The sequence below is a fragment of the Streptomyces sp. NPDC059003 genome, from assembly GCF_042740445.1.
Classification (GTDB): Bacteria; Actinomycetota; Actinomycetes; order Streptomycetales; family Streptomycetaceae; genus Streptomyces.
Genome location: NZ_JBHYJH010000006.1, coordinates 81,143 through 106,596 on the forward strand (window position 1 = coordinate 81,143; position 25,454 = coordinate 106,596).

General features: G+C 72.1%; 21 protein-coding genes. 20 read left to right on the top strand and 1 reads right to left on the bottom strand.

The genetic code is table 11. The features are described from left to right. Window positions 1-70: 70 nt before the first annotated feature. From fabG to ACFWZ5_RS05515, 20 genes are all read left to right on the top strand, one after another. On the top strand, window positions 71-853 hold the full coding sequence (gene fabG / locus ACFWZ5_RS05420; RefSeq protein ID WP_384789640.1) for a 3-oxoacyl-ACP reductase FabG: 783 nt from the start codon (window positions 71-73) through the stop codon (window positions 851-853). Window positions 854-888: 35 nt separating this feature from the next. Continuing rightward, on the top strand, window positions 889-1,836 hold the full coding sequence (locus ACFWZ5_RS05425) for an aromatase/cyclase (protein ID WP_384789637.1): 948 nt from the start codon (window positions 889-891) through the stop codon (window positions 1,834-1,836). A 5-nt stretch (window positions 1,837-1,841) separates the two neighbouring features. Beyond that, the gene (locus tag ACFWZ5_RS05430) at window positions 1,842-3,308 is read left to right on the top strand and encodes an FAD-dependent monooxygenase (protein WP_384789634.1); all 1,467 of its coding nucleotides are present in this window, start codon (window positions 1,842-1,844) and stop codon (window positions 3,306-3,308) included. Between the two features lie 10 nt (window positions 3,309-3,318). Then, window positions 3,319-4,089, top strand: a complete 771-nt coding sequence (locus ACFWZ5_RS05435; protein ID WP_384789631.1) for an SDR family oxidoreductase — start codon at window positions 3,319-3,321, stop codon at window positions 4,087-4,089. Window positions 4,090-4,124: 35 nt separating this feature from the next. Next, a complete protein-coding gene (locus ACFWZ5_RS05440) occupies window positions 4,125-5,429 on the top strand; it encodes an NAD(P)/FAD-dependent oxidoreductase (protein ID WP_384789628.1) in 1,305 nt (434 codons plus the stop codon). A 2-nt stretch (window positions 5,430-5,431) separates the two neighbouring features. After that, window positions 5,432-6,691, top strand: coding sequence for a nucleotide disphospho-sugar-binding domain-containing protein (locus tag ACFWZ5_RS05445; protein ID WP_384789625.1), 1,260 nt, complete (start codon window positions 5,432-5,434; stop codon window positions 6,689-6,691). 6 nt (window positions 6,692-6,697) lie between these two features. Next, window positions 6,698-7,294 carry a dTDP-4-dehydrorhamnose 3,5-epimerase family protein gene (locus ACFWZ5_RS05450; RefSeq protein ID WP_384789621.1) on the top strand — a complete coding sequence of 199 codons (597 nt, stop codon included), beginning with the start codon at window positions 6,698-6,700 and terminating at the stop codon, window positions 7,292-7,294. 20 nt (window positions 7,295-7,314) lie between these two features. Further along, complete coding sequence (gene rfbH, locus ACFWZ5_RS05455) at window positions 7,315-8,625, top strand: lipopolysaccharide biosynthesis protein RfbH (RefSeq protein WP_384789618.1); 1,311 nt, start codon at window positions 7,315-7,317, stop codon at window positions 8,623-8,625. Window positions 8,626-8,685: 60 nt separating this feature from the next. Further along, the gene (locus tag ACFWZ5_RS05460; RefSeq protein ID WP_384789615.1) at window positions 8,686-10,122 is read left to right on the top strand and encodes an NDP-hexose 2,3-dehydratase family protein; all 1,437 of its coding nucleotides are present in this window, start codon (window positions 8,686-8,688) and stop codon (window positions 10,120-10,122) included. Next, window positions 10,119-11,105, top strand: coding sequence for a Gfo/Idh/MocA family protein (locus tag ACFWZ5_RS05465; protein WP_384789612.1), 987 nt, complete (start codon window positions 10,119-10,121; stop codon window positions 11,103-11,105). The genes ACFWZ5_RS05460 and ACFWZ5_RS05465 overlap by 4 nt, the downstream gene beginning before the upstream one ends. Before the next feature lie 84 nt (window positions 11,106-11,189). Continuing rightward, on the top strand, window positions 11,190-12,782 hold the full coding sequence (locus ACFWZ5_RS05470) for an MFS transporter (RefSeq protein ID WP_384789609.1): 1,593 nt from the start codon (window positions 11,190-11,192) through the stop codon (window positions 12,780-12,782). Between the two features lies 1 nt (window position 12,783). Next, window positions 12,784-14,568, top strand: coding sequence for an FAD-binding oxidoreductase (locus ACFWZ5_RS05475; RefSeq protein ID WP_384789606.1), 1,785 nt, complete (start codon window positions 12,784-12,786; stop codon window positions 14,566-14,568). A 29-nt stretch (window positions 14,569-14,597) separates the two neighbouring features. Then, entirely contained in the window at window positions 14,598-15,713 is a 1,116-nt protein-coding gene (locus ACFWZ5_RS05480) for an acyl-CoA dehydrogenase family protein (RefSeq protein ID WP_384789603.1), read from the top strand. 54 nt (window positions 15,714-15,767) lie between these two features. Then, window positions 15,768-16,598, top strand: a complete 831-nt coding sequence (locus tag ACFWZ5_RS05485) for an SDR family oxidoreductase (protein WP_384789600.1) — start codon at window positions 15,768-15,770, stop codon at window positions 16,596-16,598. Next, on the top strand, window positions 16,595-17,422 hold the full coding sequence (locus tag ACFWZ5_RS05490; RefSeq protein WP_384789597.1) for an NAD(P)H-binding protein: 828 nt from the start codon (window positions 16,595-16,597) through the stop codon (window positions 17,420-17,422). Before ACFWZ5_RS05485 ends, ACFWZ5_RS05490 begins: the two co-directional genes overlap by 4 nt. Window positions 17,423-17,472: 50 nt before the next feature. Further along, window positions 17,473-18,543 carry a glucose-1-phosphate thymidylyltransferase gene (locus tag ACFWZ5_RS05495; RefSeq protein WP_384789594.1) on the top strand — a complete coding sequence of 357 codons (1,071 nt, stop codon included), beginning with the start codon at window positions 17,473-17,475 and terminating at the stop codon, window positions 18,541-18,543. Continuing rightward, window positions 18,528-19,493, top strand: a complete 966-nt coding sequence (gene rfbB, locus ACFWZ5_RS05500; RefSeq protein ID WP_384789591.1) for a dTDP-glucose 4,6-dehydratase — start codon at window positions 18,528-18,530, stop codon at window positions 19,491-19,493. Before ACFWZ5_RS05495 ends, rfbB begins: the two co-directional genes overlap by 16 nt. Further along, window positions 19,487-19,975 (top strand): flavin reductase family protein, encoded by a 489-nt coding sequence (locus ACFWZ5_RS05505; protein ID WP_384789588.1) that lies wholly within the window; start codon window positions 19,487-19,489, stop codon window positions 19,973-19,975. Before rfbB ends, ACFWZ5_RS05505 begins: the two co-directional genes overlap by 7 nt. Continuing rightward, on the top strand, window positions 19,965-20,918 hold the full coding sequence (locus ACFWZ5_RS05510; protein ID WP_384789585.1) for an NAD-dependent epimerase/dehydratase family protein: 954 nt from the start codon (window positions 19,965-19,967) through the stop codon (window positions 20,916-20,918). The genes ACFWZ5_RS05505 and ACFWZ5_RS05510 overlap by 11 nt, the downstream gene beginning before the upstream one ends. Before the next feature lie 133 nt (window positions 20,919-21,051). Next, on the top strand, window positions 21,052-23,577 hold the full coding sequence (locus ACFWZ5_RS05515; protein ID WP_384789582.1) for an NB-ARC domain-containing protein: 2,526 nt from the start codon (window positions 21,052-21,054) through the stop codon (window positions 23,575-23,577). Here the strand turns inward: ACFWZ5_RS05515 and ACFWZ5_RS05520 are convergent. After that, window positions 23,574-25,286, bottom strand: a complete 1,713-nt coding sequence (locus ACFWZ5_RS05520; protein WP_384890458.1) for a hypothetical protein — start codon at window positions 25,284-25,286, stop codon at window positions 23,574-23,576. The two genes, ACFWZ5_RS05515 and ACFWZ5_RS05520, sit on opposite strands and share 4 nt — an antisense overlap. Window positions 25,287-25,454: the final 168 nt, after the last annotated feature.

Consider the following 25,454-nt stretch of genomic DNA (forward strand, 5'->3'; position numbering starts at 1 on the left):
CGGTGCCGCCGTCGTACCCCTTCGTACGGCGGCGGCGCTGTCATTCGCCGAGTTCACAGGAGGAGAAGACATGACAGCGGAACACAAGCGCGTGGCCCTGGTGACCGGCGCGACGAGCGGGATCGGTCTGGCCGCCGCGCAGACCCTCGGCCTCCAGGGACACAGGGTCTTCATCTGCGCGCGCAAGCCCGATGCCGTCGAGGAGACGGTCCGGCGCCTTGGGAAGGACATCGAGATCGACGGTGGCCCCTGCGATGTCACCGACCTCGAGCAGATCCGTGCGTTCGTGGCCGCCGCGGTCGACCGCTTCGGGCCGGTGGACGTGCTGGTGAACAACGCCGGACGCGGCGGTGGCGGGGCGACCGCCGAGCTCCCCGACGAGCTGTGGTTCGACGTGATCGACACCAATCTCAACAGCGTGTTCCTGATGACGCGCGAGGTGCTGACCGCCGGCGGCATGCGCGACAGGAAGCGGGGACGGATCATCAACATCGCCTCGACCGCGGGCAAGCAGGGAGTGGTGCTGGGCGCCGCGTACTCGGCGTCCAAGCACGGCGTGGTGGGTTTCACCAAGGCGCTGGGCAATGAGCTGGCCCCCACCGGCATCACGGTGAACGCGGTCTGCCCCGGCTATGTGGAGACCCCCACGGCGCAGGGCGTCCGCACCCGCTACGCCGCCTTCTACGACACCACGGAGGAGGCGATCCTGCAGCGCTTCGTGTCGAAGATCCCGCTGGGCCGCTACTCGACTCCCGAGGAGGTCGCCGGGCTTGTCGGCTACCTGGCTTCCGACATCGCGGCGTCCATCACGTCGCAGGCGATCAACGTCTGCGGCGGGCTCGGCAACTTCTGATCCGCCTCGGGCGGCGAAACCCACGGAGGTGCAGGATGTCTCACACAGGTGTGCGCGAGGTCGAGCACGAGGTGACGGTCGACGCTTCGGCTGCCGACGTGTACCGCATGATCGCGGAAGTGGAGAACTGGCCGCGCGTGTTCCCGCCCACGATCCACGTGGACATCGTGGAACGTGCGGGCGCCCATGAGCGGATCCGGATCTGGGCCACGGCCAACGACCAGGTCAAGAGCTGGGCCTCGCGCCGTGTGCTGGACCCGGCCGCGCAGCGGATCGACTTCCGGCAGGAGGTCTCCGCCCCGCCCGTGGCGGCCATGGGCGGGGCATGGATCATCGAGTCGCTGGAGGAGGGCCGGTCGAGAGTCCGGCTTCGGCACGACTACCGAGCGGTGGACGACGATCCCGAGGGGCTGGCCTGGATCGACCGGGCGGTGGACCGCAACAGCCGCGCCGAACTGGCCGCGCTGAAGACCAACCTGGAGTCCGCGCTGGCGACCGGGGAGGACCTGCTGGTGTCGTTCGAGGACACGGTGCGGATCAAGGGCCGCGGCAAGGACGTCTACGCCTTCCTCGACGAGGCCCAGCTGTGGGAGGAGCGGCTGCCGCACGTGGCGCGGGTGCTCCTGGAGGAGGAAACGCCGGGGCTCCAGGTCCTGGAGATGGACACCAGGACCAAGGACGGGTCCCTGCACACCACCAAGTCGATCCGCGTGTGCTTCCCGCACCACCGCATCGTCTACAAGCAGATCTCCCTGCCGGCACTGATGTCCTTGCACACCGGGTTCTGGCGGATCGAGGAGGACGACGACGGCGTCGCCGCCACCTCCCAGCACACCGTCGTGATCGACCCGGCCGGCATCGCCGCGGTCCTCGGCCCCGGGGCGAGCGTGGCCGACGCCAAGGCGTTCGTGCGGAACGCGCTGGGCAACAACAGCCTGGCGACCCTCGGGCATGCCACGGACTACGCCGAGGCACGGGCGTAATCCCCATGGACACACAGGTGATCGTCGTCGGTGCCGGCCCGGTGGGACTGCTGCTGGCCGGCGAGTTACGGCTCGGCGGCGCGGACGTGACGGTGGTGGAGCGGCTCGCCCGGCCCACCACCGAGTCGCGGGCGTCGACCCTGCACGCCCGCACCATGGAGGTCCTCGACCAGCGGGGGCTGCTCGAGCGTCTTGGCGCACGGCCGCGGGAGCCGAAGGGACACTTCGGCGGCATCCCGCTGGACTTCTCCGCGCTGCCCAGTCCGTACGCCGGTCTGTGGAAGGTGCCGCAGACCCGGCTCGAACCCCTGCTTGAGGAGTGGGTCCGCGATCTCGGCGCCGTGGTGCTCCGTGGCTGCGAGCTGACGGGCATGACTGCCGTCGGGGACGCCGTCGAGGCGGAACTGGCCGCTGAGCAGGGCTCGTCGCGCATCCGGTCCGCCTTCCTGGTGGGCTGCGACGGAGAGCGCAGCACGGTGCGCCGACTGGCCCGCTTCGACTTTCCGGGCCGGCCGGCGGGCCGGGAGATGCTGCGCTGCGATGTGGCCGGCGTCGACATCCCCGACCGTCGCTTCGAGCGGCTGCCCGGCGGTCTTGCGGTCGCGGGCCGCCTGCCGGGCGGAGTGACCCGGGTGATGGTGCACCGGTTCGGCGCCCGGCCGGCCCGGCGTGTCGGGGAGCCCGAGTTCGCGGAGGTGGTCAAGGAGTGGGCCACGGTCACCGGTGAGGACATCGGCGCCGGCACACCGCTGTGGGTCAACGCCTTCGACGACACCGCCCGGCAGGCCGCCCGCTACCGGCAGGGCCGGATCCTGCTGGCGGGCGACGCCGCACATGTGCAGATGCCGGTGGGCGGCCAGGCGTTGAACCTGGGCCTTCAGGACGTGGTGAACCTCGGGTGGAAGCTGGCTGCCGAGCTGCGGGGCGACGCGGCCGACGGGTTGCTGGACACGTATCACAGTGAGCGGCACGCCGTGGGCCGTCGCGTCCTGGCCAACATCGGAGCCCAGGCGCTGGTCCTGCTCGGGGCGCAGGAGGTGCGTCCCGTGCGTGAACTCCTCGCGGAACTCATGGAGCTGGACTCCGTGCGAGGGCATCTGGCCTCGATGGTCAGCGGCCTGGATGTCCGCTACGACACCGGGTCCGGCCAGGATCCGCTGCTCGGCCTGCGCATGCCGCCGACCGGGCTGCGTACCCGGGCGGGCCGCACCGACACCGCGCGCCTGCTCCACCCGGCGCACGGCGTGCTGCTCGACCTCGGCGCGGGCCGGTGGGCCAAGGCCGCGGACCGGTGGGCGGACCGGGTCGACGCGGTGGTGGCCGAACCGGTGGCGGCCACCACCGGCACACCGTCGGTTGACGCCGGGGCGGTGCTGTTGCGTCCGGACGGCCATGTCGTCTGGACCGATGCCGACGGGACGTCCGTCGAAGAGGCCCTGCGGCGCTGGTTCGGCGTGCCGCTGTCGAGATGAGGAGGAGCAGATGGCGGATCTGACGGGGCGTACCGCGCTGGTGACCGGATCCAGCCGAGGCATCGGCCGAGCCGTCGCCGAGCGGCTGGCGGGGGACGGCGCGCTGGTCGCCGTGCACTCCGGGACCGACACCGAGGGCGTGGCGGAGACCGTCGAAGCCATCGCGAACGCCGGTGGCCGGGCCTTCCCCGTACTGGCCGAACTGGGCGTGCCCAACGACGTGGACACCTTGTTCGCGGGCCTGGAGCGCGGGCTGAAGGAGCACGCCGGCGACGCCCGCCTCGACATCCTGGTGAACAACGCGGCGATCCTGAGCACCATGCCGCCGGAGATGGTCAGCCCGCAGGACTTCGACTGGCTCATGGCCGTCAACGCCAAGGCCCCGTTCTTCACCGTCCAGCGAGCGCTGCCGATGATGCCGAACGGCGGCCGCATCATCAACGTGTCCACCGGGCTCACCCGCTTCGCCAACCCGCAGGAAGTGGCCCACGCGATGAGCAAGGCCGCGCTGGAGATGATCACCCTGCACTTCGCCCGCCACCTGGGGACGCGCGCCATCACCGTCAACACCGTCGCGCCCGGTGTGGTGGATACCGGGGATCCCTTCCTGCAGGCCCCCGGACTCCGGGAGCTGCTGGCCCGTCTTTCGACCTTCGACCGGCTCGGTGAACCGGAGGACATATCGGATGTCGTGGGCTTCCTGGCTTCCGAGGAGGCCCGCTGGATCACCGGTGCGTGGATCGACGCCACCGGCGGCACCCTACTCGGCCAGAGCCTGTAGGCCCAGCGCATCACCGACGCACAGAGGAGGAAGTCGTGGCGCAGCGGCGACTGGTCGTGGTGGGGGCCTCGCTCGCAGGCCTGCGTGCGGTGGAGGCGGCACGCACGGCCGGGTTCGACGGGCGGATCGTGTTGGTGGGAGCCGAGGAACACCTGCCCTACGACCGCCCCCCGCTGTCGAAGACCTTTCTCGGCCGGGGCGGCGTGCGGCCGTTGCCGACCTTCAGGGAACGCCGCGACCTCGTCGACGGCCTGGGGGTCGAGCTGATGCTCGGAACCCCGGCAACCGGACTCGACACCGCGGGGCGCACCGTCACCGTGGGGGACGCCCCCCTCGGCTACGACGCTCTGGTGATCGCGACCGGCGCCCGGGCCCGTCGGCCGGGCGGTGTCGACCGCCTCGACGGCGTGCACTGCCTGCGTACGGCGGACGACGCCCGCGCGCTGCGTGCCTCGCTGGACGACGCGCGCAGCGGCGTGGCCGTGATCGGCGGTGGGTTCATCGGCTCGGAGGTGGCGTCGGCCGCACGTGCACGCGGGCTGCCGGTGACCGTCCTGGAAGCCCGGCCCGCACCGCTGATCCGGGCGCTCGGAGCGGAGATGGGCGCGCTGTGCGCGCGGCTGCATGCCCGCCACGGCACCACGGTCCGCTGCGGCGTGACGGTGACCGGCGTCGAGGGCGACGGCCGGGTGGAACGGGTGCTGCTGGCGGACGGCGGCGTCGTGCCGGCGGACGTGGTGGTCATCGGCGTCGGTGCCGATCCCGTCACCGGCTGGCTCGAGGGCTCCGGCCTGGAGCTGAGTGACGGTGTCGTCTGCGACGAGACCCTCGCCACGGACAGTCCCGGCGTCTACGCCGCGGGGGACGTCGCCCGCTGGCACAACCGGGCCCTGATGCGCCGTATGCGGTTGGAGCACTGGACCAGCGCGGCGGAGCAGGGCGCGGTGGCGGCGCGCAACGCCGTGGCCGTCGCGCCCCCGGAGACCTATGAGACGGTTCCGTACTTCTGGTCGGACTGGTACGGCACCCGCCTCCAGTTCGTCGGCCTGCCCGAGGCCGAGAAGACCGAGGTGTTCGGCGATCCTTCCGACGGCCGGTGCGTGGCGCTCTACCGGGACGAGGACCGCCTGGTCGGCGCCCTCGTGGTGAACCGGCGGGCGCTGACGATGAGGCTCCGCGCTCTGATCCGTCGCCGGGCGACCTGGCACGAAGCCGTCACGCTCGTCGCCGACTCGGCAGCTCCCGCGGCGAGTTCGGTGGTTGATCGATCACTGACGGGGTCCGGCCGCGCTGTCCCTCTTGACGATCACGACACATCACGAACGATGAGAAGGAAGTGACCATGCGGGTTCTCTTTTCCGTGGCACCGTTCACGGCCCATCTCTATCCCAGCGTTCCGCTGGCGTGGGCGCTGCAGAGCGCCGGGCACGAGGTAAGGCTGGCCGGCAACACGTCGATGGCGGAGCGGATCACGGCGGCCGGTCTGACCGCGGTCCGGTTGGGCGAGGCGGCCACGGCGCCGCCGTCCTTCCCCCAGGAGGAACGGGACCGCTTCACCGAGGCGCTCGGATTCGAGCCGGGATCCGACCACGGCCTGCTCTGGGAGTCGGTCGCGCCCTACGTGGCACTGAACGTGACGCGCTACCACCCGGACGCCGAGGGACGACAGGGACTCGCCGACAACCTGGTCGAGTTCGCCCGGGACTGGCGCCCGGACCTGGTGATCTGGGACCCGGCCAGCCCCATCGGGTCGGTCGCGGCACGTGAGTCCGGGGCCGCGTCCGCCCGGTTGATGTGGGGTCCCGACTACTTCGGCCTGGCCCAGTGGCGCCTGGCCGAACGCCTGTCGCGGGGCGACATACGGACGCACCCGCTGGCCGACCTGATGGCGCCGGTGTTCCGGCGGTTCGGCTACGACTTCTCCGAGGACATGCTCCTGGGCGACCTCACCGTGGATCCGATCCCCCGGCAGCTGCCCAGGCCGGAGGGACACCGCACCCTGCCGATGCGCTGGGTGCCGTACACCGGGTCGGCCCCGGTGCCGGACTGGCTGGTGCAGCCGCCGTCGCGGCCCCGGGTCTGTCTGTCGCTCGGCATCACCGCGCGGACGGTCTTCGCCGGCCGGGACGAGCGGATCGTGGCCGTGCTGGAGGCGGTGGCCGACATGGACGTCGAGGTGGTGGCCACGGTCAACGCCGACCAGCTGGGGGAGGACATGAAGGTCCCCGACAACGTGCGGATCCTGGACTACGTCCCGCTCACCCAGGTGATGCCGACCTGCTCGGCGATCATCCACCACGGCGGCTTCGGCACGCTCTTCGCCGCCGCCGCGTGCCAGGTGCCCCAGATGATCATCAAGGAGAACATCGGCAGCGCCCTGTGCAGCGCCCCCTACCTGGAGAGCAGGGGCGCGGGTGTGGCCCTTCCCGTCGAGGGGCTGACCGCGGCGCAGGTGGGCGGCGAGCTGTCCAGGATGCTGACCGAGCCGTCGTTCCGGCAGGGCGCCGCCGCTGTGTACGCCGACATGACCGCCGCTCCGGGCCCCGGTGAGATCGTGCCGATCCTGGAGCGGTTGGCCGGGCAGTACCGCACCCGGGACTGACCGGACATGGACGTGATCGAGACCCGAGTGCCCGGCGCGTTCGTGTTCACCCCGAAGCAGATCCGCGACGAGCGGGGCTCGTTCTTCGAGGCGCTCCGCTGCGACGAGGTCGAGGCGGTCACCGGGCGGCCGTTCCGGCCCGCACAGATCAACTACTCGGTGTCCCGCCGGAACACCCTGCGCGGCATCCACGGGGTGGCCGTACCGCCAGGGCAGGCCAAGTACGTCACGTGCGTGCGCGGGGCGCTCCGCGACATCGTCGTCGACCTGAGGGTGGGGTCGCCCGCCTTCGGGGAGCACCACGTGACCGAGATGGACGCCGAGTCCGGGCGGTGTGTGTTCGTGCCGGAGGGCGTCGGGCACGGATTTCTGACGCTCACCGACGACGCCTGCATCTGCTACGTGGTCTCCACGCGGTACGTGCCGGGCACCCAGATCGACATCAACCCCCTCGACCCCGACCTGGCGCTCCCCTGGGGGACCACCGAACCGCCGCTGATGTCGGAGAAGGACGCACGGGCGCAGGGGATGTGCGAGGCACTCGTCGCCGGGGTGCTCGCGTCATGGCGGGACGCCGCGCTGGAAAGCACCAGCGGGCACTGATGACGGAATGGGGGGCAGACATGGAGACGGAGCAGCTGCGGCAGCAGCTCTTGGAAATGGCCCGGAAGTACCACAGGGAGGCCCAGCAGGACACGGGCTTCGTCCCTGGGGTCACGGAGATCTGGCCGTCCGGCGCCGTGCTGGACGAGGACGACCGGGCAGCGCTGGTCGAGGCCGCGCTGGGCATGCGCATCGCGGCCGGGCCCAGCTCCCGCACGTTCGAGTCGCGGTTCGCCCGCAAACTGAGGCGGCGCAAGGCGCACCTCACCAACTCGGGCTCCTCGGCCAACCTGCTTGCGCTGTCCGCCCTGACCTCCCCCGCGCTGGAGGACCAGCGGCTGCGGCGCGGTGACGAGGTGATCACGGTGGCCGCGGGCTTCCCCACCACCGTGAACCCGATCCTGCAGAACGGTCTCGTGCCGGTCTTCGTGGACGTGGAGCTGGGTACCTACAACACCACGGCCGAACGGGTCGCGGAGGCCATCGGGCCGCGCACCCGGGCCATCATGATGGCCCACACGCTGGGCAACCCGTTCCCCGCCGGGCAGATCGCCGAACTCGCCGACGAGCACGAGCTGTTCTTCGTGGAGGACAACTGCGACGGGGTCGGCTCGCTCTGCGACGGGCGCCTCACCGGTACGTTCGGCGATCTGAGTACGGTCAGCTTCTATCCCGCACACCATCTCACCATGGGCGAGGGCGGCTGTGTCCTCACCTCGAACCTGGCGCTGGCCCGCATCGTGGAGTCGATGCGCGACTGGGGCCGGGACTGCTGGTGCGAGCCGGGCGAGAACAACAAGTGCCTCAAGCGGTTCTCGTACCGGATGGGCATGCTGCCGGAGGGTTACGACCACAAGTACGTCTTCTCCCACGTGGGGTACAACCTGAAGGCGACCGACCTCCAGGCCGCGCTGGGGCTGACCCAGCTCGCCAAGCTGGACGACTTCTGTGACGCGCGGCGGCGCAACTGGCGGCGGCTGCGCAACGGTCTGGACGGCACCCCCGGGCTGCTCCTGCCCGAGGCGGCCCCGGGCTGCGACCCCAGCTGGTTCGGGTTCGTCATCACCGTGGACCCGAAGGCCCGCTTCACCCGGGGCGAGCTGGTCGCGTTCCTGGAGGACCGCAGGATCGGCACCCGGCTGCTGTTCGCCGGGAACCTGACCAGGCACCCGGCCTACCTCGATCAGCCGCACCGGGTGGTCGGAGCACTCACCAACAGCGACATCGTCACCGACCACAGCTTCTGGGTCGGTGTCTATCCCGGGCTCACCGAAGAGATGCTCGATTTCGTGATCGCCTCGATTCAGGAGTTCGTGGCCGCCCGCGGCTGAGCGTGCCGCTCCCGCGACACCACTTCGACCACGACCCTCACCTGCTTAGGGAGTCCTCCCATGTCCCAGAACGCCCTGCTGCGCCCCCGCGCCGACGTCGAACTGCCCCGTAGGCTGGCCGAATCGCTCACCGTCACGCAGGGCGCGGGGATGCGCACCGAGGAGTTCTCCGGCTGGCTGGCCGAGCACCGGCGGGCGCACGCGTTCCGTGTGGACCGCATCCCCTTCGCCGAGCTGGACCGCTGGTCCTTCCACCGGGACACCGGCAACCTGGTGCACGACAGCGGCCGCTTCTTCACCGTCGAGGGGTTGCACGTCACCACCGAGGTCGGGCCGCGCCGGGAGTGGCACCAGCCGATCATCAAGCAGGCCGAGGTGGGCATCCTCGGCATCCTGGTCAAGGAGTTCGACGGGGTCCTGCACTGCCTCATGCAGGCCAAGATGGAGCCCGGCAACCCCAACCTGCTCCAGCTGTCGCCGACGGTGCAGGCCACCCGCAGCAACTACACCCGGGTCCACCGGGGCGCGCCGGTGCGGTACCTGAAGTACTTCGTGCAGCCGGGACGGGGGCGGGTCCTCGCCGATGTGCTGCAGTCCGAGCACGGCGCCTGGTTCCACCGCAAGAACAACCGGAACATGATCGTCGAGGTCGACGAGGACATCGAGCCGCACGGCGACTTCTGCTGGCTCACCCTCGGGCAGATCGGCGAGCTGCTGCACCTGGACAACGTGGTCAACATGGACGCCCGCACCGTGCTGGCCTGCGCCCCGGTCGGAGGCGTGGACCTCGAGCGGGCGAGCGACCCGTTCGTGGCCGCGCTGGCCCGGTCCCGGCAGGCCGGGGCGCTGAACTCCGACGTCGAGCTGCTGTCGTGGTTCACGCAGGAGCGCGCGCGGCAAGGCGTACGGGCGGAACGGGTGCCGCTGGCCGGGCTGCCCGGGTGGGTCAGGGGCGCGTACGCGATCGACCGACCCGACAACCGGTTCTTCCGGGTGGTGGCGCTGTCCGTGGAGGCCGGCAGCCGCGAGGTGAGCCGGTGGACCCAGCCGCTGATCGAGCCGCGGGGCCTGGGCGTCACGGCCTTCGTCACCCGGCGGATCGACGGGGTGTTGCATGTGCTGATGCGGGCCCGGGCGGAGGCGGGCTTCCTGGACGCGGTGGAGCTGGGACCCACCGTGCAGTGCGTGCCGGGCAACCATGACGACCTGCCGCCCGAGGACCGCCCCGACTTCCTCGACCTGGTGCTCTCCGCCGCCCCGGCGACCGTGAGGTACGAGGCGGTGCACTCCGAGGAGGGCGGCCGCTTCCTGAACGCCGTGAGCCGCTACCTGGTGGTGGAGCCCGCGGAGACTCAGGTTCCGCTAGAGCCGCCGCCCGGCTTCGTCTGGGTGACGGTGGGTCAGCTGACCTCTCTCGTTTGCCATAGCAATTACGTTAATGTGCAAGCCCGCAGTCTGCTCGCGTGTCTCAACGGCATGCTGGCGGGGGAGCGGTGACCGGGCGCGCGGCAGCGCCGGTGCGGATCGGCGTGCTCGGCTGCGCCGACATCGCGCTGCGCCGGATGATGCCGGCGATGGCCGCCAGGCCCGGCGTCGAGCTGGCGGCGATCGCCAGCCGGGACCCGGCCAGGGCGGCGGAGCAGGCCCGCCGGTACGGCTGCCGAGCGGCACGCGGCTACGCCGAGTTGCTGGACCGCGACGACGTGGACGCGGTGTATGTGCCGCTGCCGACGGGGCTGCACGCCGAGTGGGTGGCGGCGGCGCTGCGGGCGGGCAAGCACGTACTGGCGGAGAAGCCGCTTACCACGGACGTGGCGCTGACCGAGCGGCTGCTCGACGAGGCCGCCGCGCGCGGTCTGGTGCTGATGGAGAACGTGATGTTCGTGCACCATGCCCAACATCGCGAGGTGAGACGCCTGTTGGCCGCGGGTGTCATCGGCGAGCCGCGGTCCCTGTGTGCCACGTTCACCGTCCCCGCGCTCCCCGAGGGCGACATCCGCTACCGGCCCGAGCTGGGCGGCGGCGCCCTGTGGGACGTGGGTGTCTACCCGGTCCGGGCGGCCCTCCACCTGTTCGGGCCCGAACTGCGGGTGGCGGGCGCGGTATTGACGGCCGGCGCCGCCCGTCGGGTGGACACCTCGGGGGCCGCCCTGCTTGCGGCCCCGTCCGGGGCCACCGCGCAGCTCGCCTTCGGCCTCGAGCACGCCTACCTGTCGTCGTATCAGGTGCGGGGCAGTGAGGGCGACATCACCGTGGACCGGGCCTTCACTCCGCCCGCGGACCATGTCCCGGTGCTGAGGGTGGCACGCGGGTCGAGCGTGGAGGAACTCCGGCTCGCCGTCGACGACCAGGTCGCCAACGCCGTGGACGCTTTCGCGGCGGCGGTACGGGACGGCGCCTACCAGGACCCCGACTGTCTGCGGCAAGCGCAGTTGCTGAAGCGAATACGCGAGGTGTCCACGGGATCGCTCCCGGGGTAGCCGCCAGGCCTTGACCTCAACTTCGCTTGAGGTTCTACGGTTCCGTCGTCCAGCGTTCCGCAGACAACGCCAAGGAGACTCCCGTTGAGTACCGAAGTCGATTCGACGGCAGCGCCGCGAGCGACCCGCAAGGAGTGGCTGGGGCTGGCGGTTCTCGCGCTCCCCACCCTACTCATCGCCATGGACCTGACCGTCCTGCACTTGGCACTGCCCGCGCTCACCGCCGATCTGCGGCCCGGCAACACCGAGTTGCTGTGGATCGTGGACATCTACGGATTCATCATTGCCGGCTGCCTCATCACCAGTGGCGCGATCGGTGACAGGATCGGCCGTCGGCGGCTGCTGATGCTCGGCGCGGCCGCCTTCGGCGTGGCCTCGGTGCTCACGGCGTTCGCGGTCAACCCGGTGATGCTCATCGCCGCTCGGGCGCTGCTGGGCATCGCGGGCTCCACGCTGATGCCGTCCACCCTCTCCCTGATCCGGATCATGTTCCGGGATCCCAAGCAGCAGGGTGTCGCGATCGGGGCCTGGACCGGCTTCTTCGGCCTCGGCACGGTGATCGGACCGCTGGTCGGCGGCGCGTTCCTGGAAGCCTTCTGGTGGGGCTCGGTCTTTCTGCTCGGCGTCCCCATCATGGTGCTGCTGATCGTGTGCGGCCCCTTAGTGCTGCCCGAGTACCGGGACGAGTCGGTCGCCCGCCCTGATTTCCTCAGCGCGATCATGTCCATCGTCGGGATCCTCGCCCTGGTCTTCAGCCTCAAGCGGATCGCCGAGGACGGCCTGGAGGTCGAGTCGGGCATCGCCATCGTCCTCGGCGTGGTGCTGGCGTTCCTCTTCGTCTCCCGCCAGCGCCGGATCGAACAGCCGCTGGTCGACCTCGCACTGTTCCGCAACGGCCTGTTCGGCATCGCCCTGAGCATGCTCGTCCTGGCGACCCTGCTCTCCGCCGCCTCACAGTTCTTCGTCATGCAGTACCTGCAGCTGGTGCGCGGGCTGTCCCCGCTCGAAGCCGGCCTCTGGTCGCTCCCCACCACTGTCGCGGTCATGATCGGCGCCATGGGGGCCCCGGCCTTCGCGGGCCGCATCAAGATGAACATGCTGCTCGCCGGCGGCCTGGTGGTCAGCGCGCTCGGCATGGTGGTGCTGAGCCAGGTCAGTGGTCCCTCCGACCTGTGGATCGCGGTGACCGGAGCGGCCGTCATCGGATTCGGGCTCGGGCCGATGGTCTCGATGGGCACCGGACTGATCGTGGGATCCGCACCGCCCGAGCGGGCCGGTGCCGCGTCCGCGATGGCCTCGACCGGCACCGAGCTCGGCAGCGCCCTGGGCATCGCGGTGATCGGCAGTGTCGGCTTCGCGGTCTACCGCACCCATCTGGAGGACTCCCTCCCCGACGGGGTGCCCGCCGCGAGCGGCGACACGGCCAAGGACACCCTCGCCGCCGCGGTGGAAGTCGCGCACGAGCTGCCGGCCGAGGTCGGATCCCGGCTGCTTTCGGTGGCCCGTGACGCCTTCGTGGACGGCCTGCAGGCGATCGCGATCGTCGGTTCGGTGCTCGCCGTGCTGCTGGCCGTGGGCGCCGCGGCCCTGCTGCGCAACGCCGGGATGCCGGCCCCTCCGCCGGTCCCGGAGACGGGCGACGACGCGGCGGAGTCCTTCGAGAAGGCGGGAAGCTGACATGCACGACACGAACAACTCGGCCGAAGCGGTCCGAACGCCCGTGGGCGTCTGGACCGGTGAGGTTCACCGCGACGGCGAGACGGACCACTGGACCCTCTCCTTCGCGACCGACGGCACGGTCGCGCTGCGCACTCCCGTCAGCGTGGGCACCGGGGTCTGGAGCACGGGGGAACCCGACCGGTTCTCCTACGAGTTCACCGAGACCTTCACCGCCGCCTCCGGTCAGTCGGGCCATGTGCGGATCCGTGTCGAGGCCCGCTTGGAGGGCGCCCGCTACCACGGGAGCGCCGACGCCGAGGTGTACGGCGCCGACGGCGCGCTGGTGCACACCACATCGGCCGAGTTCACCGGCGACCGCGTCCGTGACGAGCCGGCGGCCTGGCACGACGTGGTGAGCCTGGCCACGCCGGTCCGCGGGCGCACCCTTTACCCCGGTGACGAGGGCTTCGAGGAGACCATCTCCGGCTGGCTGCTGACGGTCGAGCATCGGCCCGCGGCCGTCGTCATCGCCCACGACGGCGACGACGTGGCCTCCGCAGTCCGGTTCGCGGCGCGGACGGGACGCCCGGTCGCGGTGCAGTCGACCGGACACGGCAAGTCGGTGCCCTCCGACGGAGCCGTGTTCATCGTTACCCGGGAGCTGCGCGAACTGTCGGTGGACCCGGATTCCCGCACCGCCAGGATCGGAGCCGGGCTGCAGTGGGACACGGTGGTCGAGGCCGCGGCCGAGCACGGCCTCGGGCCGCTCAACGGCTCCTCCGAACTGGTCGGGGTGATGGGCTATCTGACCGGCGGCGGGCTCCCGCTGACCTGCCGTACCTACGGCTTCGCCGCCGACTACGTCCGCTCGCTGGACCTCGTCACCGCCGACGGCCGGCTGCGCACCGTCTCGCCCACCCAGGAACCCGACCTCTTCTGGGCGGTACGAGGCGGCAAGAGCAACTTCGGCGTGGTGGTCGCCGCCGAGATCGAGCTGCTGCCGCTGCGCACCGTCTACGCCGGTGAGCTCTACTACCCGGGCGAGGACCCCGAGCATGCCGCCCACGTGGTGAGCTCCTACCTGGCCTGGCTCAAGGAACAGCCGGACGAGATGTCGGCCACGATGGCGCTGCTGCGCTTCCCCGACGCGCCGCAGCTGCCCGACGAGTTCCGGGGGCGCTCGCACGTCCAGTTCCGCCTTGTCCACACGGGCGACGTGGCCGAGGGCGCGCGGCTGATCGAGCCGTTGCGCGCGCTCGGCCCGGAGAAGGACACCTGCGGCGCCCTGCCGTACTCGAAGATCACCGAGATCTACCACGACCCCAAGTTCCCCGTCATGGCACACCTACGCAGCGCGCTGCTGCGCGAACTCGACGACGAGGCCGTCAAGGAGCTGGTCTCGTTCATCGATCCGGCGGTGCCCGGCGACGGCCCGTTCCCCAACATCGAGCTCCGCTACCTGGGCGGGGCGCTCGACCGGGCGCCGCGCCACCCGCACGCGGCCAGCACCCAGGGCGCGGCCTTTCACCTGTGGACCCGGCTGCCGGCTCCGGCCGAGCAGGCCGACGCCGCGCGCAAGACGATCGACGAGGTGCTGGAACGGCTGCGGCACTGGGACACCGGCGCCATGCTCCCGGGGTTCCTGTTCGACTACGACTCGGCCCCCGAGCGGGTCAGGCTGGCCTACACCGAGGCGAACTACCGGCGGCTGGCCGAGCTGAAGGCCGAGTACGACCCGAACGACCTCTTCCGTGTCAATCACCACATCCCACCGTCCAGGGGCGGTGAACCCACCCGATCCTGAACGGCCTACGAAATGAGGTAAGGATCGACATGTCATCCACGACAGAGACGTCTGCGGCAGTGATCGAGGTCGCCAAACTCGCCGGGGCGCAGGCCACTCAGACCGACGCGGAGCGGCGAGTGAGCCCCGAGTTGATGCGGGAGGTGGTGGCCGCCGGGTTCGCCCGGTGGCTGGTGCCCACCCGCTGGGGCGGCGCGGAGGGCAGCTACGCCGAGCTGACCTCAGCGATCACGCGCATCGGCGAGGAGTGCGCCTCGACGGCCTGGCTGGCCTCGCTGTCCGCCTACTCCGCCCGGTACGCGGTCTGCCTGCCCGAGCAGGCCCAGGCCGACATCTGGAGCGACACCCCCGACACGCTGATGGTGGCCGTCATCAAGCCGCTGGGTACCGCGGTCGCGGTGGACGGCGGGTTCCGGCTCTCCGGGTCCTGGAGCTACGTCAGCGGCGTCGAGTTCTCCGACTGGGCGCTGCTCACCGGCCCGGCCCCGGGGCCGAAGTCCGGCGGGCAGCCGATGCGGCTGTTCGCCGTGCCACGCCAGGACTACACCTTCGAGGACACCTGGAACTCCCTCGGGATGCGTGGCACCGGCAGCCACACGCTCCTCCTGGATGACGTGTTCGTGCCCGAACACCGGGTCTGTCTGCGCGAGGACGCGATGCGCGGGGTGGTCGCGGGCGCGGCCCGTCCGCCGGTGCCCAACGTCGCGGTGAACGGGCAGACCTTCGTCGCCCCGGTGCTGGGAGCGGCCCGGGGTGCGCTCGCGGTGGCCACGCAGCTCATCGCGATCGCCCCGACCGGACCCCGGGCCGCCGCGGGCCAGGCCTACCAGGTGGAACTGGCCAGGGCGGCCGCGGAGATCGACGCGGCCCAGCTGCTGCTTGAGCGGGCCGCCGCCGTGCTGGACGGCGGCGCCGTCACACCCGAGCTGGTGCGCCGCAACCGCAGGGACGGCGCACAGGCGCTGGGCATGCTGGTGGACGCCACCGACCGGCTGACGCGCATCGGCGGCACCCGGGCGCAGGAGGACGGCCATCCGCTGCAGCGGTTCTGGCGGGACGTGCACTCGGTCGCCGGCCACGCCGTGATGCAGTTCGAACCCGCCGCGTTGGAATTCGTCCAGGGACTGACGGCCGGGCAGTCCTGACCCGGCGCCGCAACCCCCGTGCAGAAACAGCACAGAAACAACGAGGAGACAGCTGTGATCCTGGTGACTGGAGCCACTGGCCGCGTCGGCCGGCCACTGGTGGCCGAACTTCTCGCGGCCGACCGGAAGGTGCGGGCGCTGACCCGCGACCCGGACCGGGCGGGCCTGCCCGGGCAAGCCGAGGTCGCGGCCACCGCCGACCTGCCCATGGACGGAGTGACCTCGGTCTTCCTCGTCACGGCCGCGTTCCCCGACGGTCCCGCCGAGGTGATCGCGCGGGCGAAGCAGGCCGGGGTCCGGCGCATCGTCGCGCTGTCGTCGTACTCGGTGCTGGACGACGATCCGAAGAACCAGATCGCCGTCAGGCACCGCGATCTGGAGCGGCAGATCGAGGAGTCCGGCCTGGAGTGGACCTTCCTGCGGCCGGCCGGCGGATTCGCCGCGACCGCGCTGGAGTGGGCCGGGCAGATCCGCGCCACCGGCGTGGCCAGGTCTCCGTTCGGACAGGCACAGACCGCCCCGGTGCACGAGAAGGACATCGCGGCGGTGGCCGCCAAGGCACTGCTGACCGACGAACTCGTCGGCGCCGCCCCGCTGTTCAGCGGGCCTCAATCGCTCAGCTACGCCGATCGGGCCCGCGTCATCGGCGACGTCCTCGGCGAGCCGGTCCGCTTCGAGGAGCTCACCCACGACGAGGCGCGGGGGGAGTGGCTCAAGGTCGGCATTCCCCCGCACGCCGTCGAGGCCCGGCTGCGGATGTTCGCGAAGCTGGTCGGCCAACCGCATCCGATCTCCCCGGTCGACGTCTACCTGGGCAGGCCGGGGCTCACCTTCGCTCAGTGGGTATCGGACCACGCCGACGCGTTCCGGAGGGAGAAGGCGTGATTCTGATCTTCGGAGCCACCGGCAATGTGGGCGGTGCGCTGCTACGGCAGCTGCGCACCGCCCACATTCCTGTCAGGGCCCTCACCCGGGACGCCGCGAAGGCCGGATTCCCCGCTGGTGTGGAGGTGGCCCAGGGGGACTGGAGCGACCCCGAGTCACTGACTGCGGCGCTGTCCGGGGTGGAGGCCCTCTTCCTGATGAGGTGCGGCGAGGAGGCCGAAGTCCTGGACCGGGCGAAGCAGGCCGGGGTGCGCCGGGTCGTCGTGCTGTCCACCATCGCGGTGGAGACCCGGCCGGACTCCATGATCGGCCGGCTGCACGCCGAGGCCGAGCGCGCGGCTCAGAACTCCGGCCTCGAGTGGACGTCCCTGCGTCCCGGCCAGTTCATGTCCAACACCAGGGCGTGGGCGGCACAGCTCGCCCACGGCGACGTGGTGCGCACGCCGTTCAGGGACGTCGGGCTGGCCGCCGTGGACCCCGCCGACATCGCGGCGGTGGCCCGGGTCGCGCTCACCGAGGACGGACACGACGGTGCCGTCCACCCGCTGAGCGGCCCCGCGGCGATCACGCCCGTGGCGCAGGTCGCCGAGATCGGCCGGGCCATCGGCCGACCGCTGCGGCACGAGGAGATCAGCGCGGAGCAGGCCAGGGCGGAGATGACCGCGTACATGCCGGCCGACATCGTCGACGCCACGCTGGACTTCCTCGGCAGCCCTAAGCCCGCCGAGGTCCAGGTCCACGACACGGTGTCGGCGGTCACGGGTCGGCCGGCGCGGAGCTTCGCCGAGTGGGCGAGGGAGAACGCGGCCGCGTTCCGCCCGTGAACTCGGCCCTGTGCGGACGTCAGTGCGGTGGAACGGAAAGGGGAGATGAAGTGAAGGCATTGGTCCTCGCCGGAGGTGCGGGATCGCGGCTACGGCCGATCACGCACACATCGGCCAAACAGCTGGTACCGGTGGCGAACAAACCCGTGCTCTTCTACGGCCTGGAGGCGATCTCGGAAGCCGGCATCACCGACGTCGGCATCGTGGTCGGCGACACCGCCGAGGAGATTCGGCGCGCCGTCGGCGACGGATCCGCCTTCGGCCTGAACGTCACCTACCTGCCGCAGGAGGCCCCGCTCGGCCTGGCGCACGCCGTGCTGATCGCCCGCGCGTACCTGGGCGACGACGACTTCGTCATGTACCTCGGGGACAACTTCCTGATCGGCGGCATCTCGGAGCTGGTGGACCGCTTCCGCGAGGAGCGCTCCGCCGCTCACATCCTGCTGACCCGGGTCGCCGATCCGCGTCCGTTCGGCGTGGCGGAGCTGGACGACGCCGGGCGGCTGATCGGCCTTGAGGAGAAGCCCGAGAAGCCCAAGAGCGATCTGGCGCTGGTCGGGGTCTACATGTTCACTGCCGCGGTGCATCCCGTCGTGGCCGGGCTGACCCCCTCGGACCGGGGCGAGCTGGAGATCACCCATGCCATCTCCGGGCTGATCGACGCCGGTCACCCGGTCGCGGCGACGGTCACCGAGGGCTACTGGAAGGACACCGGCAACGTCGCCGACATGCTGGAGGTGAACCGACTCGTCCTGGAGGCGATGGAACCCGACCTCGCCGGTGTGGTGCGGGACTCGGAGCTGATCGGCCGGGTGACGGTGGCGCCCGGCGCCGTGGTGCGCAACTCGCGCATCGTGGGTCCGGCCGTCATCGGGCCCGGCAGCGTGGTGCAGGACTCCTACCTGGGGCCGTTCACCTCAGTCGCCGAGGACTGCCAGATCATCGACAGCGAACTGGAGTACTCCGTCGTCCTGCGCGGAGCCGCGATCCGCGGGGTGCGGCGCATCGAGGCATCCCTCATCGGCCACGAGGTGGAGGTGACCCCGGCGCCGCGGACGCCCCGGGCGCATCGCCTGGTCCTCGGCGATCACAGCAAGGTGCAGATATGCGCGTACTCGTGACCGGCGGCGCCGGCTTCATCGGATCGGCCTACGTACGAGAACTGCTCACCGGCGCCTACCCGGCCTGGCGGGACGCCCGGGTGACCGTGCTCGACCTGCTCACCTACGCGGGCAACCTCGCGAACCTGGCGCCGGTGGACGGGCGGTTCACCTTCGTGCACGGCGACATCGGCGACTCCGCCCTGCTGGAGAAGGTGGTGCCGGGACACGACGTGGTGGTGAACTTCGCGGCCGAGTCCCACGTGGACCGCTCGATCGCGGGCGCCGCCGACTTCGTGCGCACCAACGTGCTCGGGGTGCAGCGGCTCTTCGACGCCTGTCTGGACGCCGGGGTCAGGCGCGTCGTCCATGTCTCCACCGACGAGGTGTACGGCTCCATCGACTCCGGCTCCTGGGACGAGACCGCGCCCCTGGAGCCGAGCTCGCCGTACGCCGCCTCGAAGGCGAGCGGCGATCTGCTCGCGCGCGCCTACCACGTCACCCACGGGCTGCCCGTGGTCATGACGCGGTGCGGCAACAACTACGGGCCCTACCAGTTCCCGGAGAAGGTCATCCCGCTCTTCGTGACCCGACTGCTCACCGGGGGCACGGTGCCGCTCTACGGGGACGGCGGGAACGTGCGGGACTGGATCCATGTCACCGATCACTGCTCCGGCATCCAGGTCGCGGCCGAGCGGGGCGCGGTCGGCGAGGTCTACCACATCGCGGGCACGCGCGAGTTGACCAACCTGGAGCTGACGGACCGGCTCCTGGCTGCCTGCGGAGCGGGCTGGGGCAAGGTGGAGAAGGTCCCGGACCGCCCTGGTCACGATCGCCGGTATTCCCTGACCGACGCGAAACTGCGGGCACTCGGCTACGCGCCCCGGGTCCCGTTCGAGGAGGGGCTGGCCGAGACCGTCCGCTGGTACACCACGAACACCTCCTGGTGGCAGGGGACGAACCAGTGCTGACCCAGCGCGGTTTCCGCGACGTGCTCGGACGTTTCGGCACCGGAGTGGTGCTGGTGACCGCGGAGACGGACGGCGGGCCGGCGGGCATGGCGGTGAATTCCTTCACCTCCGTGTCGCTGGACCCGCCGTTGATCGCGTTGTGCGCGGCGCTGACCTCGACCACCTGGCCGGCCGTCCGGGCGACGGGCGGTTTCGCCGTCACGATCCTCAGCGATGCCCAGGAGGAGGTCTGCCGCACCTTCTCGGCACGCGGCGCCGACCGGTTCGCAGGAGTGGAGTGGGTCCGGACCCCGGCGGGGCGGCCCGTGCCGGTCGACGGACTCGGCTGGCTGGACTGCCGGATCAGAACGGTCCAGATCGAGGGCGACCACGAACTGGTGGTCGCCGAGGCGACGAACTGGTCCATCGGAGCGGACGTGAGCCCGCTGATATTCCATTCCGGCCGTTACGCCGGCCTGAGGGAGCGAGCACGTGCGGAATGACGCTGCTGCTGACGGACCGCGACCGGTCGTCGCGGTCCTGGGCGCCACGGGTTGCGTCGGCTCGCTCGTCGCCTCGGCCTTCGAGGAGACGGGCTACCGGGTCCTCGCGATCGCCAGGAACCGTCCACCGGCGACCGCCGGGCGCCTCTTCGTCGAACGGGACCTCTCGGCGACCTCCGGTGCGGAGATCGCCGAGATCCTGGCCACGGCCGGTGCGCGGCTCCTGGTGAACGCCACCGGAGGCTGGCTCGCCACGACGGCGGAGAACCAGCGGGCCCATGTCGACCTCGTCCAGCGCCTGCTGGACGCCGCCGCCCTGCTGCCCGCACCGCCCCGTTTCGTACAGATCGGTTCCATCCACGAATACGGTCCGGTGCCGCACGGCACGGTGATCGACGAGTGGTACGAGCCGCGTCCGAACAGTCCGTACGGACGGTCGAAGCTGGCCGGCTCGAACGCCGTGCTGCGCGCGACCCGGGCCGGCCACGTGGAGGGCGTCGTGCTGCGGGCGGTCAACGTGTTCGGTCCGGGTGTGGCCGCCGACAGCTTCCTCGGCTCGGTGGTGCGCGGCCTGCGCGACCTTCCGGCCGGTGGTCGGCTGCGGCTCAAGGTGAGCGCGGCCGCGCGGGACTACGTCGACGTACGGGACCTGGCCGACGCGGTCGTCCGCGCGGCGGAAGCCTCGCCCTCGCTCGTCGGCCGGATCGTCAACATCGGCCGGGGCGAGGCCCTCGACATGCGCCGCATGCTCGAGCTGCTCGTCGTCGAGGCCGGACACGACGCCGACGTGCTCGACCTGACCGGCGGCCCGGTGCGCTCGAACGGAGGCGACTGGACCCAGGCCGACATCCGCCTCGCCCACCACCTTCTGGGCTGGGCCCCGAGGACCTCCGTCCGCCGGTCCCTGCGGGACATGTGGGAGACACGCCCCGGCGTCTCGTGATCTGGTTCGTGCCACGGGCGGCACGCGGTGAGCCGGGTGTCCAAGGCGCGAAGATCTCTCTACGGTGGGGTCCCGACCCGACCCGCGTGACCGGTCCGACCGGTCCGGCGGGAAGCGACGTGAAGGGGACGGTGTGGAAGCCGAGTTGGCGGCACTCGCGGCGCAGGGAGCGGGCGCGGTGGTGGGGCTCATGGCGTCGGCGGCGTCATCGGAGGCACGGGAGGGGGCGAAGTCCCGCCTCGCCCGGTTCGTCCGGCTCCTCGGCCGACGAGGCCCGGCGGAGACCGCGGAGGCCGAGGCGGACCTCCAGGAAGCCCGCGCCGGCCTGGAGCACGCCCTCGCGGCCGGCGACACGACCGCCGCCGCCCGCATCGAGGACGCCTGGCGGCTGCGCCTGCTCGCCGTGCTGCAGGCCGACCCCGCCGCGGCCGACGAACTGCGCCGCCTCCTCGCGGACCTCGCGGCCCCGCCCCGGCACGACACACCCCCCGCGCACGCCAACACCATCAGCGGCGGCGTGGTCAACGGCCCGGTCGTCCAGGCCGCCCACGTCCACAGCATCACCTTCCACGTCCCGCCCGCGCCGCCGTCAGGAACCGTGGTCCGGCCCGACCAGGTGCCCGCGCTGACCTTCGCCTTCAGCAACCGGTCCGCCGAACTGGCCGTCCTGGACCAGGCGTTCGCCGTCGAGGACGACGGGTCCGGGCGCGTCAGGGTGTCGGCGCTCGACGGGATGCCCGGCGTGGGGAAGACGACGACGGCCTGGCACTGGGCGGACCGGGCCAGGGACCGGTTCCCCGGCGGGCAGCTGTACGTGGACTACGCGGCGCTCCGCCGCCAGGTGGGCGACGCCGCGGCCCTGGGCGCGGACGTCTCCGAGGCCCTGGCCTGGTGCCTGCGCGGCCTCGGCGTCCCGGACGCGTGGATCCCGGCGTCGCTCGCCGAGCGGGCGGGCCTGTTCCGGTCCTGCTCCGCCGACCGGTGCGTCCTGGTCGTCATCGACGACGTCAGCGGTCCCGCGCAGGTGCGGCCGCTGATCCCCAAGGGCCGGGGCAGCGCCGTCCTCGTCACGAGCCACGGACGGCTCGGCGAACTGGCCCTGGACGGAGCCCGCTTGATCTCCGTCGAGCCGCTCGACGCCCACGGAGGCCTCGCCCTGCTCGCCGACCGCTGCGGCGAGCAGGCCGTCGCGGCCGAACGGGCCGCCGCCGAGCGCCTGGTGGAGCTGTGCGGCGGCCTGCCCGTCGCCCTCCAGGTCGTGGCGGCCCGGCTGCTCACCGACGCCGCCCTCACCATGGCGTCGCTGGCCGCGGAGCTGGACGACGAAGCCGCAAGACTGGCCGGAATGTCCCTGCACGGGGAGGAGCGTTCGGTGTCCACCGCCCTGGGTCCCGCCTACCGACAGCTGCCGCCGGACGCCGCCCGGCTCTACCGGCTCTGGGGCCTGCTCCCGACGGGCACCGCCGACGCGGGCGTGGCCGCCGCTGCCGCGGAGCTCGACGTGGAGCGGGTGCGGCCCCTGCTGTCCGCGCTGGTCGCCGCGCACCTCCTGGAGCGGACGGACGACGGCCGGTACCGCATGCACGCACTGGTGCGCTTGCACGCCCGGGAGCAGGCGGCCGCGGAGGAACCGGCCACCGCGGAAGCCGCGCTGACCCTGCGCGTGGGCACGCACTATCTGGCGCTCACCGCCTTCGCGGACCGGGCGCTGCGGCAGAACCGGCTGCGGATCGCCGACCTGTCGCAGCTGCTGCGCGACAGCACCGACCCCTTCGCCACAACAGAAGGACCGGCGGCAGGACCGCCCCCGCTGGAGTGGCTGGACGCCGAGCGCCACGCCGTGCTCGCCGTGCTGCGGGCGGCGGCCCGGCACGGGTTCCATCCGCTGGTGTGGGCGCTCGCGGAGGCGTTCTCGGCCCTGTTCCTCCACCACCGCTACCTCGGCGCGTGGCGGGAGTCGCTCGAACTCGGCGCGGCGGCGGCCGCCGCCGCGGTGGAGCCCGCCGCGGAGGCGCGGCTGCGCAGCCTGCTGTCCCGGCCGCTGCTCGACCTCGGCGAGGACGACCTGGCACGGGCCGAGCTCGAAGCGGCCGTGGCTTGCGCGGAGGTTGCGGACCACCTCGTCGTGCGCGCCTCGGTGCAGGAGTTCTACGGCCGGTACTGGGACCGCCACGACCCGCTCCGGGCCGTCGCGGCGTACGAGACGTCACGCGCACTCAACGAACGCGCGGAGGAACCACGCGGAGCGGCCATCGCGGCCTTCTTCCTCGGCTGCGCCCACGACGCCGCGGGCCACCACGCGCTCGCGCTCACCACCCTGCGCGACGCACGCCGGGACCTGCTCGCCGGCCGGGAACCGGACCTGCGGATGGCGGCGCGCGCCACGGCGGCCATCGGCGCCGTCCACGACCACCTGGGGGACACCGAGTCGGCCGTACGCGAACTGCGCGAGGCGGTCCGCGTCCTGGACGCCCGCGACGCGACGCACTACAAGGCGCAGGCCCTGGTGCGCCTCGCCGACATCACCGAACGGACCGGCGGCCCCGGAGCCGACGTGCGCGCCTGGCTGACGGAGGCCGCCGAGATCTACGAGGCGGGCGGCGACCCCGCGGCGGACCGGCTGCGGCAGCGGCTCGCACGCGGGGACGACGCTCCCTAGCGCAGCGGCAACGAGGGGCGAAGGCGCAGCGCGACGTCCGCGTCCCGTGCCCCGTCGACCCGGAGCGTCACCGTCGCGTCGTCCAGCGGGCGCCCGGCGCGCAGGCACGCGTAGACGACCGCCGCGGGCAGACCGGGGTCCGGCGCGGCGCCCGTGACCGTCGCCTCGACGACCCGTCCGTCCCGGAGCCCGGCCAGAAAGCCGCCGCCCCGCACGGGCGTCACCGCCAGCAGAGCGCCGGGCAGCCGGGCCAGCGCCTCCTGGAGGCGGCGCACCGCGCCGACCGCCGTCGCCGCGGGCCGATGGTGGAGGAGCACCGAAGCGCTCTCGGTGAGGTGCCGGTCGTCCTCGTCGTCCGCGCACGCGAGATGGGTGAACACCGAGGGCCCTTCGGGGACGGGCCCCGCGACGGTCGCGGGGAACCGGCGCACGGAGACGGCCGGCTGCCCGCCGTCCTCGCCGACCGGGGTGACCTCCGTGGTCACGAGCCAGGACGTGACCGGCTCGGCGGGCGGGTCCGGGGCGGGCAGGAGCTGCGGGGACGGCGGTGCGGAGTCCGGTTCGGGGAGGCCGAGCAGCCGGTAGAGGGCCGTACGCAGCCGGGCAAGCGCCTGCCCCGGCTCGCCGAAGGCCCGCGCGGCGACATCGGCGTACCGCTGCGGCGTGTGCGCGTGGGCGGCGTGTTCGATCTGTCGGCGCAGGTCGGCGTCCGGGTCGAGCCGGGGCGCCGCGGCCGCCAAGTCGTGCGCGGCCGTCCCCGGCACCGCGTCGCCGCCGAACGCGGCGAGCAGCACCGGCGTGCCGAGCGACGCGCCGTACAGCGTCACCGAACCGTGGTCCCCGACGACGACGTCCGCCGCGACGAGCGCGGGCCGCCACGCGTGCACGGGCGGCAGCAGGAGCAGGCCCGCGTCCAGCGCGGCGGCCTGCGCGGTCCTGAGCTGCCACGCCCCGTGCGCCGACCACACGTTGGGGTGGGCGATGACGCCGACGCGGTGGCTGTCGTACGGCAGCTGCGCGAGGAGCCGGGCGGGCAGGTCCGGATGGCGGCCGAGGAGCGACGTCGGTCCCCAGGTGGAGCTGACCACGACCAGGCGCTGCCGTTCCGTGACGCCCAGGGCCTCGCGGTACGCCGCCCTGCGCGCGGCGCTGCCGTGCAGCTCGTCGAAGCACGGGTCGCCGACGAGCAGCGTCCGCCCGGCGGCCTTGGGGTACGTGGCGAGCAGCTGCTCCTCCTGGGACGCGTGCGAGATCGCGAGCCAGGCCCGGCCGGACTCCAGGAGCGCGTCCGGTACGACGCCGGACAGGCGCTCGCCCGAACTGCGGGAGTCCGGCACGTACTTCTGGAACCCCACCCCGTGCGGCAGCACCAGGACCGGGCAGTCGCCCTCGGGCACGTCGATGTTCTCGCTCGCGGTGAGGATCAGGTCGGGCGCGGCGCGGCCCAGTTGCTCCCACGGCATGACCCGGCAGCCGGCGTCGTGCAGGAGTCCGAGCACACCGTCGCTGAACGCGGACGTGGGGTCGTGCGCGAAGACGACGGCCACGCGGCTGTCCCCGCGCACGAGGGCGGGCAGCGACTCGAGGACGCGCACGGTCGACGTGACCGTACGGGCGGCGACGACGAGCAGCCGTTCGCTTTGGAACGTGCTCCAGCGGTGGGCGTCCTGTCCTACGGGGACGCGCAGGGGGCGGCTACCGAACACCACGGCCCCCGCCGCCCGTCAGCCGGTTCGCGGTTCGCGGTTCGCGGTTCGCGGTTCGCGGTTCGCGGTTCGCGGTTCGGTCGCCCTATCGCAGTTCAACGGGGTTGGCAACCTCTCGGGCGAGTGGACTCGGGATGGGCAGGTACACGGTAACGATGATGCGATCAAGCC